The sequence below is a fragment of the Sorangium sp. So ce176 genome, from assembly GCF_051519835.1.
Classification (GTDB): Bacteria; Myxococcota_A; Polyangia; order Polyangiales; family Polyangiaceae; genus Sorangium; species Sorangium cellulosum_G.
The window spans coordinates 3425006-3443544 of record NZ_CP150371.1; the positions used below are offsets into that span (position 1 = coordinate 3425006).

Below are 18539 nucleotides of genomic sequence, written 5' to 3' on the forward strand. Positions count from 1 at the left end.
GGGCGCCTCGACGGGGACCGTCGCGCGATGGCCGCGGCCGCGCCGGCGCTCCAGGGGCTCTCTGACGGCGGGTCGAGCGAAGGAGGATGGGTGTGAGCAGCGGAAAGGAAGGCGGCGGGGCGGCGGAGTCGCTGGCGGGCGTCCTGTCGCCGCGGGCGACGGCGTGGCTCGGGCAGCGCGGCGCCGCGCGCGATCCCGGCCGCGCGACGGCGCCGGAGGCCCTCCGCGAGCAGCTAGCGCGGCTGGGGCTGACGGACGTGGGAGCGCTGCTGCGGTTCGAGGAGGCCTTCGGCGGCCTCTGCGTTCCCTCGGCCGAGGGAGAGGCGCTCTGGTTCGGGATCGGGCTCCAGATCGAGAGAGGCGCGCGCCCGCGGAAGGGTCGCGCGGCGATGGGCGACTTCCCGCACGGGACGTACTGGATGGATGCGCGCGGTCGGGTCGTCGTCGACGACGGGGTGGTCGAGCCGTTCGTCCTGGCCGAGGACGCGCGGCGCCTCTTCGAGCGGTTCGCGATCGGGCAGGAGTACCCGGTGTGTGCCTTCGACTGGCCCGGTCGCATGGCCGTGGAGATGACTGTCGATGTCGCGGCCGAGCTCGCCGCGGCGATGGGCGCACGGAACGTGGACGAGCTCAGCGACGGCTGTCAGGCGGTGTTCCAGAGAGGCGATCTCGCGATCTGGTCGCCGCCCGCGTTCGCGGAGATGAGCGTGGCGCCGTGCACCGCGGTGGCGAGCGACATCGCGAGCGTTTGCGCGCTCGTCGCGGCCGTGCGCCAGGGCTTCCCCGACGTCGGCCTGAGCGTGCGTGTTGGCGGGGCGCACGGCGAGGAGCGCAGCGGCGCGCCGGCGCCCGAGATGCCCGCCGGCGTCCCGTACGAGCGGTGGGACGACGGTGAGCCGACGGGCGCTATCGCGCTCTCGGACGACGGGGGCGTCGTGCAGTGGATCGCGTCGGGCGACGAGGTCGTCGTGGAGCAGATCTCCCAGGACGGCCTGCGCCGGGTCCGTTTCCGCCGCGCCGAGGCGTGACCGGCAGGCGCGGCGCCCGGGTCGCCGCGCGCGGCTCGCCGCCGAGCCAGGGCGCGGCGGACGCCTGCGCGGCGAGCTCGTGGGCGCGCTCGATCGAGCCACGTTACCGCGGCCGCTCGGGCCAGGCGGCGCTCAGCACTCGCACTCGTCCTCCCCTTCATAGGACTTGGCGATGAACGTGATGTCGTACGGGTAGGTCGCCTCGGGCGGCCCATAGATACGGAGGAGAAGGTCGTTCGCGGAATCCAGCCCGTCGCCGTCGAGCCACACCCGCCCATTGTCGCTCTGCCCAGCTCCGACGAGGTCCATCGTCGCCGCGCTGTAGACCTCCACGAACACCGTGTTCTCTGGACGGGATGGCGGAGTGTACTGCTCACAAGCTGCGCCGCACAGCTCTGCCCCGGCGGCCAGGACGCGAAGCCTCCAGTAAAACTCTTCGTACCCGAGAGATGTATCGAGCAGGTACCAATCCTCATTGCCTTGACAGAGGACAAAATCGATCCTCGAGAACCACGCGTCGAAAGAGCCGGCACCACCTGCCGTATACGCGAGCGGCGCCGCCGAGGTGGGCTCGTCATTCCCCTCGTAGGCGTCGTCTTCACAATGCGACGCTCCGCCGCTCCCGGTGTCGCCGCCGCCTCCACCGTCCCCACCGGTGCTGCTGCCGCCGCCGCTGCTGCTACCGCCGCTGCCGCCGCTGCCGCCGCTGCCGCCGCCGCCGCTGCTGCAGCTATCGCCGCTGCTGCTGCTGTCGCCGCTGCTGGTGCTGCTGTCGCCGCCGCTGCCGCTTGTGCTGCTGCTGCCGCCGCTGCCGCTGGTGCTGGTGCTGCTTGTGCTGCTGCTGCCGCCGCTGCCGCTTGTGCTGCTGCTGCCGCCGCTACCGGCGCCTCCACCACCGAGGCCTGCGCCGTCGTCCGACCATCGCAAGCAGGACGTCGTTCCAAGCAACGGGGTGCACAGCGCAGCGAAACTCATGAGACGAATCGAGCCACGGATGAGGGACATACAGAACTCCACTGGGTACAGGTGAACAACGACTTCAGGGCAAGAGCTCGCCCTCGAAGCGCACGCATCGAGCATCGCGCGAACCATGAACGAAATCGACATGTCAGATCATATCATTTCTCACGCTCCCTCCTTTTTCTCATGGCACCAGCGCGACAGCGACGTATCCTTGCCGGCGATGGATACGCATCGATCAATGTGCTCTCGCCGCCCTCGTCGTTGCCGCCGTCCGCGTCGTCCTCGTTCAATGGTCCCTCACTCCGATCGCGGGGCTCGCCTCCGCGGCGTCGCGTGGGGGGCTGTGTTCGCCGCCGTCCTGGGGTGCCGTTCGTCGTCGGCGCCGCCCGCCCGTCAGGAGGTCATCGATATCCATGTGCACCTGACGCAGGCCGACGCAGTGGCACCCTTGCTCGCTCACATGACGAAACATCACATCGATCGCGCCGTCATCCTGGCCAGCCCGGACCTGACCAGCGGCCGCGGTGGATCCGGGCTCGCCGGCTACCGCACGGGAAACGAGATCGTCCTCGATGCCGCTGCGGCCCACCCAGGAAAGCTCATCCCGTTCGTCACCCTGGATCTGGGCAACGACGACCCCGCGTACCTCGCCGACCTCCGCCGCCGGGGCGCCTGCGGCGTGAAGCTCTACCAGGGGCACAACCTCTTCCACGAGCGTCCCCTCGACGACCCCTCGCACCAGGCGACATGGCAGGCGCTCGCGGAGAAGGCGCTTCCGGTTCTCCTTCATGCCAACACAGTCCGCTACCGGAGCGAGCTCGAGGCGGTCCTGCGCGCCTTCCCCGACCTGCGGGTCGTGTGCGCCCATCTCTGCGGTAGCCGCACCGACCTCACCCGCGTGGAGTCCCTGATGCAGGCGTTTCCGGGCCTCCTCGTCGATACGAGCCACGGCTCTTCCGGCCCGGCGGCCGAGGGGTTCGCGCACCTCGAGCGCGAGCGCGCCCAGCTCCTCAGGCTGTTCTCCCGCTGGCCCGAGCGCTTCCTGTTCGGGACCGATCTCGTGACGAGCGGGCTGAACCCGACGTCGACGGAGATGTGGGACCTGCAGGTGGAGTCGAACATGGGTCTCTTGAAAGAGGATCATTTTCGTTTCTTTCGTCAAACCGCCGATCAGTCGGCTCGCACCCTCGGCACCTATCAAGGCCTTCACCTGCCCCCCGAGCTCCTGGGCCCCGTCCTCGGACAGAACGCCACGCGATGGCTCGGCTCCTGCCTGCGGTGAGGGGCATCGCGCAGACCGCCGCCCGCGGCCTCAGGGGCCGAACTTCGCGAGGAAAACATCCCTGGCGGACCGGCGATTCACGAGCGGCCCCGCGCCAAAGTTGATCGTCCCGACGAACGGCCCGGCGACGAACACGTTGCCCGCCCCGTCCATGGCCGTGGAATGGCCGTACTGGTGCCCCCTGTCGCCGCTGTGCCTCACCCAGCGCACGGCGCCCGTCGCGTCGATCTTCGCGACGAAGGCGTCGCCATAAGTGCAGTCCATCAGGCCGGTGCCGAAGTCGACGTCGCCGTACATCAAGCCGGTGATGGCGATCTCGCCGCCCGCGGTCGTCGCGACGTCCAGCGCCGTCTGTGGCCCGTCCTGCCCGAGGCGCTTGGCCCAGAGGAGCTCACCTTCGGGGTTCAGCTTGGTCACGAAGGCGTTGCCGCCCCACGTGACAGAGCCGGGTTCGAGCGGTCCGAACCCTCCGGAGCTCACCAGAGGACCTCCGCCAAAATCCACGCTCCCTTGGAACGTCCCGCTGACGACGATATCTCCAGAGCCGTCGACAGCGACGCCGTACGCCCTCTGGAGAGCGGCGTCGCCGAACCGCTTGCTCCAGAGGTGCCCTCCGTCGGCGTCGAGCTTCGCCACGAGGATATCCTCGCCGCCCGCGTTGATCAGCGGACCGCCGCCGAGGTCGATCGTCTCGGTGAAGTAGTCGCCGAAGCTGCCGGCAAGAACGACGCTGCCCGACGCATCGAGGGCGACGTTGTGGATCTCCGTGTGGCCGAATTGCTTGCTCCAGAGGCAATTCCCCGCAGGGTCGAACTTCGCGATGTAGGAGTCGGCCTGCCCGGCGCTGGTCAGCGAAGCCCCGCAGAGGCTGATCTGGTCCAGGAAGAACCCTGCCACCACGACGTTGCCGGCTGCGTCCACGGCGATGTGGTCCGCAAACTGATCGGAATCAGCGCCGATTCGCGCCGACCAGACGTGATCTCCGTCTGCCGTGAAGACGGCCACGAAGGCGTCCGACCGCTCCTCTGGCCCCACGAGCGGACCGCCTCCGAAGTCGACGCTGCTTCCACGAGTCGATCCCGCCGTGGCGATGAGCCCCGCAGGGTTGACTGCGACGTCGTGTACGAAGCTGGAATCGGAGATTTGCTTGTCCCAGAGGAGCGCTCCTTCGCCGTCGAATTTCGCGAGGGCGAAGACCGAGCTGCCCCGGATCGAGAGCGGACCGCCGCCGAAGTCGACGCCACGGGCGACGTCCATCGCGAGGACGACGTGGCCCGCCCCGTCCACGGCGATGCGGCCTCTCGAGAGCTGGGGTTCGCCTGCGTTCGCGCCGAAGTGCCGGCTCCAGAGAGGATCGCCCGTGCCGGGCGCGCTGCCGCCGCCGCTGCCGGCGCTGCCGCCGGCGCTGCCGCCGCCGCTGCCGGCGCTGCCAGCACTGCCGGCGCTGCCGCTGCCGGCGCTGTCGCTGCCGGCGCTGTCGCTGCCGCTGCCGTCGTCACCGCCTTGTCCCGTCGCGCCGCCGGCGTCGTCGCCGCGAATGGGATCGAGCGGAATACCGTCGCACGCCGCGACAAGCACGTTGAGCACGATGCATCCAGGTACGATGAGGTGTTTCAAGGAGCCCTCTCCGATCTCGGCCGAGGAAGCGCGCGTCGCCTGTTCCTAGGAATGGCCGCCTGCCGCGCCGGCGGCTCACCGCTGGACGACGACGCCGAGCGAGAACGACGCGAGCGGGCTGAAGGTCGATGTCACCCGTCCCACGAACCGGACATCGACAGGCGGGATCGCCGCGCCGCCGAGCGCGCCCGCCGTGAGAAAGAGGGAGTCGATGAGCCGGAGACGCACCTCGGCGCGCCCGTAGACGAGGGCGGTGAACGTGGACTCGTCGCTGTCGACGTAGGGCGGCCTCGCCTCGCCCGACGCGCTCACGTGAGCGAGGCCCAGGCCAGGGGAGAGGACGAGCCCGAGACGGCCCGTCCTCGCGACGGGCGCGAGGACGAGCTCGGCGCCGAGGAGCGTGGAGCGAAAGCCGACCTCGCCTTCCGGTGCCTGGATCGTCGGGCCGACGATCGGCAGGTCCGCAAGGAGCCCGATGCCGACCCGGGCCGAGGGCCAGATCCGGAGCGAGGCGTCGAGCGCCAGCGACACGCCAGGCGTCTGCCATCCCAGGGCCATCGCGACGCCCACATCGACGAGCGCGGCCCTGGGCGCAGCGGGCACCGGGAACGGGGGCGCGGGAGGCGCCCATGCGCCGAGCGGCAGGCTCCGCCACGCCTCACCAGGCCCCAAGGCCACGGCCGGAGGCGCGACGGGTGCGGGCGGGAGCGGCGCCGGCGCGACGGCCGCCGGCGGCGCGTCGCCGGGGGCGCGGGCCGGCGACCGGAGCGCTCGCACCAGCTCTGCCGCGCGGAGCACCCGGGTATCGAGCGGGCCGTCCGGCGCCACGCTCGCGACGAGGTCCGCCCGCCCGCCCGACGCCGACCAGATCTCGATGGCCCCGTCGTCGCCTTCGGGGACGACGATGAGCAGCCCGTCGGGGGCTACCGCCGTCGGGCTCGCCTCGACCTGCACCCGCAGGCCCGCCGCTTCGAGCTCCTGCGAGAGCCGGTGCGCCAGCGCCCCGCGCGCGCCGGCGACGAGGGTGACAGGCGACCGCTCGTCGGCGGCGCACGGCGCCACGAGCGCCAGGCACGCGACGAGCGCGCCGCCCATCGAGCTCGCGGCGGCGCGCGCTCCCCACGAGCTCCGTCGGCGCCGGCTCGACCCCCGTGACCTCCGCGCGCACAGGCTCAATCGGCCCCGCCGGCGAGCGTCGCCGCGAGCCCGGCGTGGGCGCCGTTCGGGTAGGCCGCGAGGTAGCGCGCGGCGAGCTCGCGGGCGCGCGCGTCGAGCTTCAGGTTCCTCGCGCACTCGATCGACCGGCCGAGCGCCTCGGGCGCGAGCGCGCCGCGCGGCCTCTCCGCGAGGTACACGGCGAACCAGCGCTCGGCCTCCGCCCAGGCGCCGCGCCCGTCGAACGCCATGCGGCCGAGGTGGTACGCCGCCACGGCTGCGGCGTCGCTCCCGGCAAACCGATGGCGCGCCGTCTCGTAGAACCGGGCAGCGACGCTCGGCTTGCGCGAGAGCCGAGCCGCGGATCCGAGATCGACCAGCTCCGCGCCGCCGGCGCGCTCGAGCACCGTGTCGACGCCCAGGAGCTCCACGTCCGCGAGCGCCTCGCCGAGCTTGCCTGCGGCGAGGAGCGAGCGCCAGCTCTCGGCGGGGGCCGCCACGGCCGAGGGCGCCTCCGCGCGGGCCGGCGGCGAAGGCGGCGGAGCGGGCGCGGGCGCGCCGGCGCTCGCGCTCGGACCGGCGCTCGCGCTCGGGACGAGCGCGGGAGGCTGGGCGTGCGGGCTTGCCGTCGGAGCGACGGCCGGCGCCGGCGCCTGCGGCGCGGCGGCGCGCGGGGCCACGCAGGTCAGCCGTAGCGACTCGGGGGCGGCGACGGCGCGCCCGGGCGGCTCGACGCAGGGGCCCAGGACGCGCACCCGGCCGGCGCTCATGGAGACAGCGAGCTCCTCGGCCTCCGTGTCCCACGTGACGTCGAACTCGGTGCCGATCACGTGCACCTCGAACGGCCCTCCCGCCACCACCCACCGGGCGTCGTCGCGATGCACGACGCGCACGTGCAGCGATCCGCGCTCCAGGAGGACCCCTGCGCCGAGCGGGCCGACCTCGGTCACGCGGGCGCGCGTCCCCGGCGCGAGGTCCACGCGCGACCCGTCCGAGAAGTCGAGGCCGACCTTCGCGTTGTCCGCGGCCACCCACCGGCCCACGGCGCCCGGCGCCCCGTCGACCCGGTACGTCAGCGGAGTTCCCGGCCCGGACAGCGCGAAGAAGAGGGCGGAGGCGGCGACGCACGCCGCCGCGAGCGCGAAGCCGAGCCGCCGCCGGGAGGGAGCCGCCGTGGCGCGCAGCGAGAGCGCGGCCTCTTTGCGGTAGATCGCCTGGAGCCGATCCGCCGCCGAGGGCCGCGCCAGCCGCTCGAGCTCGGCATCCTGGTGCGCGGCGACCCGGCGCCCCAGGGCCGCGATGTCCTTGGTCCTCACGTCCATCGGTCGCCCTCCGCGAGCCAGGAGGCAAGCACTTCATCCTTCTTGCAGCGCTCGACGAACGCGATCTCCGCGCGGTGGATCCGGCGCTTGACGGTCGCCACCGACACGTCGCAAGCGGCGGCCACCGCGGCGAGCTCCTGGCCCTCGACGATCCGCAGCGTGAAGGCCAGCCGCTCGTCGGGATCGAGCGTCTCCAGGGCGCGGTAGAAGGCGCGCACGCCCTGCCGGGCCTCCGGATCGACGCTGGCCGAGATCTCCGGCAGATCGTCGCTCGCGAAGAACGCGAGCCACCGGTGCCGCCGCTTCTTGCGGAGCGCCTCGCGCGCGACGAACACGGTGACGCTTGTGATGAACGGCTTCAGCGCCGCGGGCTCGCGCACGTCGTCGATGCGGGAGAACACCCGGGCGAACACGTCCTGCACGAGATCCTCCAGGGGCCGGATGTCGCCCAGGAGGCGAAACAGCATCCGCTCGACGAGGCCCGCGTAAGTGTCGAGCAGGCGGCGCTCCGCCGCGGGATTCCGGGCGTGCAGGCCGCGCAGGACCTCGGACGAGGTGGGCTGCGCGTCGCCAGGGGGATCCGGCGAGCGGGGCTTTCGGACGACGCGGAGGTGCGCGGACATCGCGGTGACTTCTAAGATGGCCGGTCCCCGTCGCGACGGCTCAGCTCCGCGTCGCACGCCGGACGAGCTCTGCCGTCGCCTGGCGAGGGGGCACGTGCTCCGCACCCCACCTCCGCAGGCCTCGCCTCCGCAGGCCTGGCTCCGTGCTCGAAGCGACCGCGCACCTCGAACGGAAGGACCAGGGCCGTCGCTCGGTGGATGAAGGCGAGACAGGTCATCGTAACGCTCTCCCCGAGCCCGCTCGGCCACGCAGGCCGATGGTTGCCTCCGGCGCGGGCTGCGCTTCTTCGGCCGAGCTTGGCCCGTCAGGCGAGCTCCGGAGTCGAAGTGCAGCACTCGAACCCAACGTGCAGCACGGCCAGACGTCTGGCTGTGCGTGGCCAGACGTCTGGCCACGGCACATCAGGCGACGGCGGCAGACGATGTGTCGAATTTTAAACGAGTCAGGTCGAGCGCGCGTAATCGATGATTCGGTGTCCGTGGCGCGGTCGAAGTGTGTTGTTTTCTTTCTCTCGTTCGCAGTGCATGCCAGTCTTCGCCCGCCATGCGAAACCGATTCGATCGGCTGGCAAAGGACGTCGCTCAAGAGGGGCTCACGACGACTGGCAAGGTCGTGACCAACGCGGAGGTCGCCGGGGAGACGCAACTCGCGGACGTGTGGTACGAGCCCGACCCGGCGCGCGCGTCAGAGCGGGAGCGTCTCGGGCTGCTCGGCCGCCTCGCGGAGACGGCGTGCACCATCGAGGCGTACAGCGACACGCCGAGCGCGGAGGAGGCGCGCGCGTGCGTGGAGAAGCACCTGGCCGTGTGGCGAGGCCGCGCGGCCCGGGATCGCGCGGCGGAGGCCCCGTTCCTGTGGATGCTGTCGACCGGCCGCCCGGCGGCCGTGCTCGGCGGCCTGTGCAGCGCGCGGATGGCCGGCTGGCCCGCGGGCGTGTACGAGGGCCCCGGTCTGCTGCGAACGGCGCTGATCGTGCTGAGCGAGCTGCCGCGCGAGCGCTCGACCCTCCTGATCCGGCTGGTGGGCGGAGGGCGCGTGCTGCGAGAAGCGATCGAGGATTTCCGGCGGCTGCCGCTGGATGCGCCGGAGCGCGCCATCGCGCTCGGGCCTCTGCTACGCTTCCGGGCGGCGATCGCCGAGGTCGGGCCGGCGACACCGGAGGAAGAGGAGATCGTGATGACCACGCAGGAGCTCGTCGAGCAGTTCATCGAGCAGGGACGCACGCAGGGGATGGCCCGGGCCACCATCACGCTGTACGAGGCTCGGTTCGGCCCGATGCCGCCGGCGCTGCGCTCCGCCGTCGAGGGCATTCGCGACCTGCCGACGCTCGAGAAATGGCACCTCCTGGCCGGCACCGGGACACGCGAGGAGGTGCACGATGCCATCACCGCCGGCACTGGCGTCGGGCGCTCGTCCTGATCATCGACTGACCCGCGCTCGATCGGCGCTGCCGGCGCCGCGTTGCCGCGCGTGGCCAGACGTCTGGCTGTGCGTGGCCAGACGTCTGGCCATGGTGCGCTCCGGCGCTCGGCGGCGGCAATGAGCGAATTCCAAACGCATCGACCTGAGCGCGCGTCAGCGCTCCTTCCGGTGTCCGCCGTGCGGCCGGAGCGTCCATCTTTGGTTGGTCTCGTCCGCACCGCGTGCCAGCTTTCCCACCATGCGAAACCGATCCGGACAACCGCCAGAGGACATCGCTCAACGGGAGCCCACGACGGCCGGCGAGGTCCCGACCGACGCGCAGGTCACCGGGAAGAAGCAACATGCAGAAGTGCTGGACGATTCCGACCGGGCGCGCGCGTCCAGCCGAGAGCGGCTGACCACGCAGGAGCTCATCGAGCAGCTCATCGATCAGGGACGCAAGCAGGGGATGGCGCAGGCGACGATCGCGCTGTACGAGGCCCGGTTCGGCCCCATGCCGCCGGCGCTGCGCTCCGCCGTGGAGGCCATGCGCGACCTGCCGACGCTCACAACGTGGACCCGGCTCGTCGGCACCGGGACGAGCGAGGCGGTGCACGACGCGCTCTCTTCTCATTCCTCTTCCGCCACGTCCGCCCGGCGGTAGCCCGACGCGCGGTGCGAGCGCCTCGTGACGACCCTCCAGCGCAACGCGGGCCCACCAGCGCGGCCGGCTTCTGGGAGCGCCCCGCCCGCCGCCGCGGCGCTGCGAGGTGACGGGGCGGCCGGGCGCGGGTAAGCTCTCGCCGTGCCGAGCCCCCGGAAGACCACCCCCCTGCGCTGCCTGCCCGCGCTCGCGCTCGTCGCGCTGACAGCCATCGCCGGCCCCGCCTGCGTCAGCAAGCCGACGATGCAGCTCGACCACGCCGAGATCACCGGGATCCGCATCGGCTTCCCGCCGAGCCTCGGCGTCCTCATGACCGTGGTCGTCAACGTCCACAACCCGAACTCGTACGACGTCGCTGTGCGCGCCGTCCGCGGTCAGGTCATGCTCGCCGGCCGCTACACGATGCCCGTCGACTTCCGCGCCGACGGCGACGGCGTCTGGCTCCCCTCCGACCGCACGACCCAGGTCCGCGTCCCGGTCAGCATCCCCGTCGACCTGGGTTTCCAGCTCCTGCGCGAGTCGTTCTCCTCTCCGGTCATCCCGTACCGCTTCAGCGGCCGCGCGGACGTCACGGCGAGCCGCACGTTCCGGCTCGAAGCAGACGATTACTCGGTCGACGACCACGGCGTCATCCTCCGCCATCAGATCGAGGCCGCCCTCGGCGTCATGCGATGAGCATGAACGGCGACGCGCGCCGCAGCACCTGATCCCCGGCGCCCCGCGCCGCAGCACCTGATCCCGGCGCCCCGCTGCCCCGGGTGATGGTGGCCGCCGCCGTCAGGTGGAGGCCGCCGCCATCAGGTGGAGGCTCGAGCCTCCAGGCCCCTCGATGACCAGCGACGCGCGGCCGCCGCCGGGGACATCCCACGCGAGCCACGCTCACCTCGGCGGCGGTGCGCCGCGCGACCCCACGGCGCCGGAGCGCCGGCGCGACCGCCGCCGGGCCGCGACGGAGCGACGCTCTCCGGAGCAGCGCGGGTCGCGCGGCTTTGCGACAGGTTGCGCAGGTCCTGCATGATCCGTCACACGGCCCCGACCCGACGCGCCCACGGGCTCCCCCGGGCCCAGCGCGCGCCAGCGGGCCGAGGCGTTGGCCACCGACTTGCTTGAGATCGTTGATCGTTGATCGCTCCTGCCCTCGGCCACGGCCGCGAGGCTCGAACGCCGCGCGCGCCACGCGCGACGGCGCACAAGGCACTTCGCAGCAACGGATGAGGGCCGGCGGCGCTCGCGGGGGCACGAGCGGGGTCGCCCGGACGGCGGTCGACTGCGCGCGATCCGTCGAGGCGGGCGCCTCCCGTCGAATCCATGCGTGGCCTGTCAGCGGATGATGAAGAGAGATCGAGTTCTGAGAGTTCCGTCGTGCCCTGGAGAGACGCTGTCGTACGGCGCTGGCCGCGACGGAACATGACCTGAATCACGCGCCTTCGTCGTGATGGAGAGCGTTCATGATGGATGACTGTCATAGCGGGTTTCTCGCGCTCGATCCGGAGATGCGTCGCCTCCGCGACGCGCTCGAGACCGTGGCCCCGACGCCGCTGCCGGTCCTGATCCTCGGCGAGACGGGGACGGGGAAAGAGGTCGTGGGGGAGTGGATCGCCGGCATGTCGCGGCACGCGCGCGATCGCTTCGTGAAGGTCAACTGCGCGAGCCTCTCGGAGACGCTCGTCGAGAGCGAGCTCTTCGGGCACGAGCGCGGCGCGTTCACCGGGGCGGTGGCGCCCCGCGAAGGGCTGTTCGAGGCCGCCCACGAGGGCACCCTGTTCCTCGACGAGGTCGGGGAGCTGTCCCCGCGCACGCAGGCGAAGCTGCTCCGCACGCTGGAGTACGGCGAGATCGTCCGCGTGGGGAGCACGCGCCCGCGGCGCGTGGACGTGCGCGTGATCGCGGCGACCCACCGCGATCTCGAGCAGATGGTGGCCGAGGGAGAGTTCCGGCAGGACCTCTACTTCCGCCTCAACGCGGTCACGCTGCGGATCCCGCCGCTCCGGGCCCGCACGTGCGAGATCCTCCCGCTCGCGGAGCTGTTCGCGGCGCGCCTGTCGCGCAGGCTCGAGCGCCCGGCGCCGCGGCTCACGCCCGCGGCGACCTCCGCGCTCCTCGCGCACCCGTGGCCGGGGAACATCCGGGAGCTGCGCCACGTGATCGAGCGCGCGGTGGTCATGGCCAAGGGGGGTCCCATCCAGGCGGACCACCTGATGCTTGTCGCGCCGCGCGCGCAGGCCGACGCCGGGATCCGGGGCGACGTGCGCTCGTTCGAGCGGGACCGCATCCTCGCCGCGCTCGACAGGACCCGCCAGAACCAGACGCGCGCCGCGGAGCTGCTCGGCGTGTCGCGGCGCACCCTCACCAACAAGCTCAACGCGTACGGCATCGCGCGGCCCCGCAAGAAGGCCGCGCTGGAGGAGTGCTGACGTGGCCTCGCCGTTCCTCCGCACCATGCGGTCGCTCGAGATCGAGCGCGGGCCGAGGACCTGGATCCGCCTCGCCGTGATCCTCGCCGTGCTCGGCGCCTGGGCGGGCTGGATGCACGCGGCGCGCGTGTCGGTCTACGCCACGACGGCGAAGGCGCGCCTGGAGGTCAGCCGGATGGCCCACCGCGTGGCCGCCGCCGAGCCCGGGCGCGTGTCGGTCGTGCGGGTGGAGCTCGGGCGCCGCGTCGAGCAGGGCGAGGTGCTCGTCGAGCTGGACGCCGCGGTCGAGGAGAAGCGCCTCGAGGAGGAGCGCACCAGGGTGGCCGTGCTCGCGCCGAAGATCGAGGCGCTGCGGCGACAGATCGCGGTCGAGGAGGAGGTGCGCGCGTGGCAGGGGAAGCTCTCCGAGGCGTCGATCGCCCGGGCCAGGATCGACCTGCGACAGCGCGACCTCTCGGCCGCGCAGGGCGAGGAGCTCCGCGCCATCTCCGAGAAGCTGCACCGCGAGCAGCTCGCCTCGACGGCCGATCACCTCCAGGCGAGGACCCGCGCCGCCGACGAGCTGCTCAAGGCCGAGGGGGCGCGCGCCGATCTCCACCGGCTCTCGGTGGCGCGGCGCCACGACGAGCGGCAGGCGGCGGCGCACCTCGCCGAGCTCGAGCGATCGCTGGGCGACCTCGCGGCCGAGCAGCGGGCGGCCGAGGCGGCGGTGCACACGGCGCTCGCGCAGATCGAGCGGCGCACGATCCGCGCGCCCATCGCGGGCAAGCTCGGGAACATCGCCGCGCTCCAGGTGGGCGACGTCCTCCAGGCGGGCGACGTCGTGGCGACCGTCGTCCCGGGCGAGGACGTGCACGCCGTGGCGCTCTTCGCGCCGTCCGACGCTGTCGGGCGCGTCGTCCCCGGCCAGAGGGCGCGCATGCGCCTCGACGGGTTCGCGTGGACGCAGTTCGGCATGCTCGAGGGGGAGGTCTCCCACGTGGCGAGCGAGCCGTTCGACGGCGCGATCCGCGTCGAGCTCGCCGTGCGGCCGGACAGCGCGGCGTCGATCCCGGTGCAGCACGGCATGCCGGGGACGACCGAGGTCGAGGTCGAGCGCGTGTCCCCCTGGACGCTGCTGCTGCGCGCCGTGGCGCCGGGAGGCCCGCGATGAAGCGCGCGTTCCTCGTCCCCGAGGTGCTGCAGACGTCGCTCATGGACTGCGGGCCGGCCGCGCTCAAGGCCGTGCTCCAGGGGTTCGGGATCGACGTCCACTACGAGTGGCTCCGCGACCGCTGCCAGACGGACGTCGACGGGACGTCGATCGACGCGCTCGCCGCGCTCGGGCAGGAGCTCGGGCTCGCGACCGCCGAGATGGTGGTCCCCCACGACAGCTTCCTCCTTCCCGAGGCCGACTGCCTGCCCGCGATCGTGGTCAAGCGCGGCGCGGGCGACGCGCTCCACTTCGTCGTCGTCTGGCGGAGGATCGGGCCGTTCGTGCAGATCCTCGACCCCGGCAGCGGGCGGCGCTGGGTGCGGTGCGAGCGGTTCATGGAGGACATGCCGCACTTCCCGATCCCGATCTCGATCGAGAGGTGGCGGCGGTGGGCGTCGTCCGACGACTCGCTCGCGCCGCTCCGCGCGAAGCTGCGCGCGCTGGGCGCGCAGGGGGAGGCGCTCATCGGCCGGGCGGACGCCGACCCGGGGTGGCGGTCGTTCGCGGCGCTCGACGCGGCCGTGCGGATGGCGGCGCGCCTGGTGCGCGGCGGCGCGATCGCGCGGGGCGGCGAGGCGCAGCGCGTGCTCGAGGGCGTCTTCGACCGCGCGCTCGCCGGCGAGCCGGGCGCGATCCCGAAGGGGTTCTTCTGGGCGGCCGAGGGCAAGGCGCCGGGCAAGCTCCTCGTGCACGGGGCCGTCATCGTCCACTTCGCCGCGCGCGGCGAGGCCGCCGCGCGCGCGGCCGACGTGGCCGCGCGCGCTGCCGCATCGCCCGAGCGGCCGGCGGCGCCGCCCCCGCCGAGCTACCGCGGCAGCGCCGCGCCCTCCGTCGCGCCGGCGGAGCAGGCTCCCCGCGCTGTCGCGACAGCGGTGCTCCCGGCCCCCGTCCGCCGGGAGCTCGAGCTGCCGACGCCCTCGCCGTCCCGCCTCTTCTTCTGGATGCTGCGCGCCGACGCGGGCCGCGCGCTCGCGCTCGTGGGCGTTGCGCTCGCGGCCAGCGCGGCGATCGCCGCGATCGACGTTGTCGTCCTGCGCGGGCTGTTCGACGCGGTGAAGCACATCACGGTCGAGTACCAGCGCGCGCTCGGACTGCTCGCGCTGGTCGCCTTCGCCGCGGGGGGCCTCCTGCTCGAGCTCTTCGTGGCCCACGCCGTCTCGCGCCTCGGGCGCGCCCTCGAGGTGCGCTTCCGCGCGGCCTTCCTGGAGAAGCTGCCGCGGCTCGAGGACCGCTACCTGCGCAGCCGGCCCACCTCGGACATGACCGCGCGCGGCCACGCGATGCACCTGATGCGCGAGGCGCCGGCGCTCTTCTCGCGCATCGCGCGCGCGGCGCTGTCGTTCGCGGCGACGCTCCTCGGCGTGCTCTGGCTCTACCCGGGCGGGGCGTGGCTCTCGCTCGTCGCGGCGGCGGTCGCGCTCGCGGCGCCGTACCTCGCGCGGCGGCCGCTCGTCGAGAGCCTCATGCGCCTGCGCACGCACGCGGCGTCGCTCGAGCGGTTCTACCTGGACGCGCTGCTCGGCGTGGTGCCGATCCGCGTCCACGGCGCGGAGCGGGCGGTGCGGCGCGAGCACGAGGCGCTCCTCGTCGAGTGGGCGCGGACCGGCCGGCTCGTGCACGCGCAGTCCACCGCGATGCAGGCCGTCCAGGGGCTCGCGAGCACGGCGGTCGCCGTCGCGATCGTCGGGGGCTACGTCGCCGCGGGCGGCCCCCCGGCGGCGCTGCTCCTGCTCGTGTTCTGGTCGCTGCGCCTGCCCGCGGTGGCGCAGGAGCTCGTCGCCGCGCTGCTCGGCTGGAAGAACGTGCGCAACGCGTCCGTGCGCCTCTTCGCGCCGCTCGCGGCGCCGGAGATGGACCTGCCCCGCGCCCCCGTCGAGGAGGACGCCGCGCCGGGCGGCGCCAGCGGCGCGTGCGGTACGTCGATCGACCTGCGGGGCGTCAGCGTGCAGGCCGGGGGGCACACGCTCCTGTCCGACGTCTCGCTGAGCCTCCCGGCCGGGGCGCACGTCGCGATCGTGGGCAGCTCCGGGGCGGGGAAGTCGTCGCTGCTGTCGCTGCTCCTCGGGTGGCTCCGGGCGTCGCGGGGCGAGGTCCTCGTCGACGGGCGGCCCTTCGACGGCGCGGCGCTCGCGCGCCTCCGCCGCGGGACGGCGTGGGTCGACCCGGCCGTCCAGCTCTGGAACCGCACGCTCCTCGAGAACATCACCTTCGGCCACGCCGGCGACGCGCTCGCGCGCGTGCCGCGCTCGATGAATCAGGCCGAGCTCACCGACGTGCTCGAGGGCCTGCCCGACGGGCTGCAGGCGGCGATCGGCGAGGGCGGCGCGAGGCTGTCCGGGGGCCAGGGGCAGCGCGTGCGCCTCGCGCGGGCGCTGATGAAGGCCGACGCGCGCCTCGTGCTCCTCGACGAGCCGTTCCGGGGGCTCGAGCGCGAGCGGCGCCGGGCGCTCCTCGCCCGCGCGCGCGAGCACTGGCGGGGCGCGACGCTTGTCTTCGTCAGCCACGACGTGATGGACACGGTCGGCTTCGATCGCGTGCTCGTGATCGAGGGCGGCAAGGTGGTGGAGGACGGCGCGCCGCGCGAGCTCCTCGACGACCCGCGGAGCCGCTACCGCGCGCTCGCGGACGCGGACGCGCGCGCGCGGGATGAGGTCTGGTCGAGGGGGCGCTTCCGGAGCGCGACCATGGAGGGCGGCAGGCTCATCGTGGAGGCTGTATGAAGGCCGAAGGCGCCGAATCGAAGGCGGACGACACCGAGCGCGCGGCGGCGCTGGCCGCTGTCGCGTGGGAGCCCTCGGCGCTCGGGCACGCGATGAGCGCGCTCACGGCCGCTTGCGGGCTCGCGAGCGGCGCGGCGCCGTCGCCCGGCGCGCCGCCGGACGGCGACCCCACCGCGTGGATCGAGGCGTACGCGGGCTGCATGGGCGTCGAGGCGGAGGCGGTCGAGAGCAGCTTCGCCGATCTGCCGCGCGCGATCGCGTCGCTCGGCCCGTCGATCGTCCGCGTCGGGCAGGGCTACCTCGCGGTGATGTCCGCGGGCCGGCGCGGCCTCTCGGTCCTGACGCCGGCGCTCACGCCGGCGCGGGTCCCGCTGGAGGCCGTGCGCCGGGCGCTCTCCGCCCACCTCGAGGACCGCCCCGCGTCGCACGTGGACAAGTGGCTCGCGGCCGCGCGCATCCCCCCGCGGCGCGCGGCGCGGGCGCGCGAGGAGCTCCTCGCGCAGCTCGTCGCGGATCGCCCGATCAGCGGCATGTGGCTGCTCCGCCCCGACCCCGGGTCGAGCTTCCGGCGCCTCCTCGCGCTCCGCGGCGTGCTGCGCCGGGGCGCTGTCTTCCTCGCCGCGGCCACGGCGCAGATCGCGCTCGGCGTGCTCGCCTGGTGGCTGATCGGCGCGGGCGCGCTCGACGGCGCGGTGGAGCCTGGGTGGCTCTTCGCGTGGGTGCTCCTGTCGCTGTCGGCGATCTTCGTGCAGCTCTTCGCCTCCTGGGCGGGGGGGCTGCTCACGATCGACGTGGCCGCGCTCCTCAAGCAGCGCCTGCTCTGCGGCGCGCTCCGCCTGGATCCGGCCGCGATCCGGACGCGCGGCTCGGGCGAGCTCCTCGCGATGGTCTCCGAGTCCGAGGCGGTCGAGACGGCGGGGCTCGGCGGCGCGCTCGGGGCGGTGGTCGGGCTCGTGCAGCTCGCGAGCGCGGCGCTGGTCCTGTCCGCCGGCGCGGGCGGCGGCCTCCACGTCGCGCTGCTCGCCGGGTGGGCGCTCGCGGTGGCGCTGCTCGCCCGCCGCTTCGCCCGGCGGCGGGCGGCGTGGACGCGCGAGCGGTTCGCGATCACGAGCGGCTTCGTGGAGAACGTCGTCGGGCACCGGACGCGCGTCGCGCAGGAGGCCCCGCACCTGCACCACGTGGAGGAGGACGCGGTGCTCGAGCGCTACCACGCCGCCTCGCGCGCGATGGACCGGGTGGGCGATCTCCTCTCGTCGCTGCCGGCGCGCGGGTGGCTCGCGCTCGGGCTGCTCGGCCTCGTCCCGGCCGTCCTCGGCGGGGTGAGCGTCGGCCCGCTGGTTGTCGCGACGGGCGGCATCCTCCAGGCGCAGGCGGCGTTCGCGGCGCTGGCGACGAGCCTCGGCGCGCTCCTCTCCGCCGCCGTCTCGTGGCGGTCGATCGCGCGGCTCTTCACGGCGGCCGCCGATCGCGAGCCCCCGGGGATCCCGCAGGCGGTGCTCGGGCGGCCCGCGACGTCGGACGTGATCCTGGAGGCGCGGGGCGTCACGTTCCGGTATTCCGGGGAGCGCGGCGAGCCGGTCCTGCGCGACTGCGGCCTTGTCCTGTCGAAGGGCGATCGGCTGCTGCTCGAGGGGCGCTCGGGCGGCGGCAAGTCGACGCTCGCGGCCGTGCTCTCGGGGCTGCACGCGCCGACGTCGGGGCTCGTGCTCCTCCGCGGCCTCGATCGGCGGACGCTGGGCGGCGCGGCGTGGCGCAGCCGCGTCGCGAGCGCGCCGCAGTTCCACGACAACCACGTGCTGTCGGGGACGCTGGCGTTCAACCTGCTCATGGGCCGCGCGTGGCCCGCGTCGCCCGAGGACCGGCGGGAGGCGGAGCTCGTCTGCCGCAGGCTCGGCCTCGGCCCGCTGCTCGATCGGATGCCCTCGGGGCTCGATCAGGTCGTGGGGGAGACGGGGTGGCAGCTCTCGCATGGCGAGCGGAGCCGGCTGTTCCTCGCGCGCGCCCTGCTCCAGCGGTCGGACGTCGTCCTCCTGGACGAGAGCTTCGGGGCGCTGGATCCGCTCACGGCCCGCGAGTGCGTGGGCGCGGTGCTCGAGCGGGCGCCTGCGCTCGTCGTCATCGCGCATCCCTGAGCGGAAGGGGGGCCCACCGTCG

15 protein-coding genes are annotated in these 18539 nt (G+C 73.7%); 10 read left to right on the forward strand and 5 right to left on the reverse strand.

Going from position 1 to position 18539, the window contains the following annotated elements; translation table 11 throughout:
* The first annotated feature begins 92 nt into the window (after positions 1–92).
* Positions 93–1028, forward strand: a complete 936-nt coding sequence (locus tag WMF42_RS13045) for a hypothetical protein (RefSeq protein ID WP_437692182.1) — start codon at positions 93–95, stop codon at positions 1026–1028.
* Positions 1029–1160: 132 nt separating this feature from the next.
* On the opposite strand, the gene WMF42_RS13050 is transcribed toward WMF42_RS13045, so the two are convergent.
* On the reverse strand, positions 1161–1367 hold the full coding sequence (locus tag WMF42_RS13050; RefSeq protein WP_081426673.1) for a hypothetical protein: 207 nt from the start codon (positions 1365–1367) through the stop codon (positions 1161–1163).
* A gap of 316 nt (positions 1368–1683) precedes the next feature.
* Here WMF42_RS13050 and WMF42_RS13055 point away from each other — a divergent pair, with 316 nt between their 5' ends.
* On the forward strand, positions 1684–2058 hold the full coding sequence (locus WMF42_RS13055) for a hypothetical protein (protein ID WP_437692184.1): 375 nt from the start codon (positions 1684–1686) through the stop codon (positions 2056–2058).
* A 222-nt stretch (positions 2059–2280) separates the two neighbouring features.
* The gene (locus WMF42_RS13060; RefSeq protein WP_434047118.1) at positions 2281–3273 is read left to right on the forward strand and encodes an amidohydrolase family protein; all 993 of its coding nucleotides are present in this window, start codon (positions 2281–2283) and stop codon (positions 3271–3273) included.
* A 30-nt stretch (positions 3274–3303) separates the two neighbouring features.
* On the opposite strand, the gene WMF42_RS13065 is transcribed toward WMF42_RS13060, so the two are convergent.
* The 4 genes from WMF42_RS13065 to WMF42_RS13080 form a co-directional block, all read right to left on the reverse strand.
* Positions 3304–4890 (reverse strand): hypothetical protein, encoded by a 1587-nt coding sequence (locus WMF42_RS13065; RefSeq protein ID WP_437692186.1) that lies wholly within the window; start codon positions 4888–4890, stop codon positions 3304–3306.
* Between the two features lie 75 nt (positions 4891–4965).
* Complete coding sequence (locus WMF42_RS13070; RefSeq protein ID WP_437692188.1) at positions 4966–5985, reverse strand: hypothetical protein; 1020 nt, start codon at positions 5983–5985, stop codon at positions 4966–4968.
* A 77-nt stretch (positions 5986–6062) separates the two neighbouring features.
* Positions 6063–7367 (reverse strand): FecR domain-containing protein, encoded by a 1305-nt coding sequence (locus tag WMF42_RS13075; protein WP_437692190.1) that lies wholly within the window; start codon positions 7365–7367, stop codon positions 6063–6065.
* Positions 7358–7990 (reverse strand): RNA polymerase sigma factor, encoded by a 633-nt coding sequence (locus WMF42_RS13080; protein ID WP_061605332.1) that lies wholly within the window; start codon positions 7988–7990, stop codon positions 7358–7360. Before WMF42_RS13080 ends, WMF42_RS13075 begins: the two co-directional genes overlap by 10 nt.
* 544 nt (positions 7991–8534) lie before the next feature.
* Between WMF42_RS13080 and WMF42_RS13085 the strand changes: the two genes are divergently transcribed.
* From WMF42_RS13085 to WMF42_RS13115, 7 genes are all read left to right on the forward strand, one after another.
* Positions 8535–9410 (forward strand): hypothetical protein, encoded by an 876-nt coding sequence (locus WMF42_RS13085; RefSeq protein ID WP_437692192.1) that lies wholly within the window; start codon positions 8535–8537, stop codon positions 9408–9410.
* Positions 9411–9651: 241 nt separating this feature from the next.
* Positions 9652–10056, forward strand: coding sequence for a hypothetical protein (locus WMF42_RS13090; protein ID WP_437692194.1), 405 nt, complete (start codon positions 9652–9654; stop codon positions 10054–10056).
* Between the two features lie 141 nt (positions 10057–10197).
* Positions 10198–10731, forward strand: a complete 534-nt coding sequence (locus WMF42_RS13095; protein WP_061608925.1) for an LEA type 2 family protein — start codon at positions 10198–10200, stop codon at positions 10729–10731.
* Positions 10732–11504: 773 nt separating this feature from the next.
* Entirely contained in the window at positions 11505–12470 is a 966-nt protein-coding gene (locus WMF42_RS13100; protein ID WP_061608926.1) for a sigma-54 interaction domain-containing protein, read from the forward strand.
* A gap of 1 nt (position 12471) precedes the next feature.
* The gene (locus WMF42_RS13105) at positions 12472–13623 is read left to right on the forward strand and encodes an HlyD family secretion protein (protein WP_061608927.1); all 1152 of its coding nucleotides are present in this window, start codon (positions 12472–12474) and stop codon (positions 13621–13623) included.
* A complete protein-coding gene (locus WMF42_RS13110) occupies positions 13620–16385 on the forward strand; it encodes an ATP-binding cassette domain-containing protein (protein WP_437692197.1) in 2766 nt (921 codons plus the stop codon). Before WMF42_RS13105 ends, WMF42_RS13110 begins: the two co-directional genes overlap by 4 nt.
* The gene (locus tag WMF42_RS13115) at positions 16382–18517 is read left to right on the forward strand and encodes an ATP-binding cassette domain-containing protein (protein WP_437692199.1); all 2136 of its coding nucleotides are present in this window, start codon (positions 16382–16384) and stop codon (positions 18515–18517) included. Before WMF42_RS13110 ends, WMF42_RS13115 begins: the two co-directional genes overlap by 4 nt.
* Positions 18518–18539 lie beyond the last annotated feature (22 nt).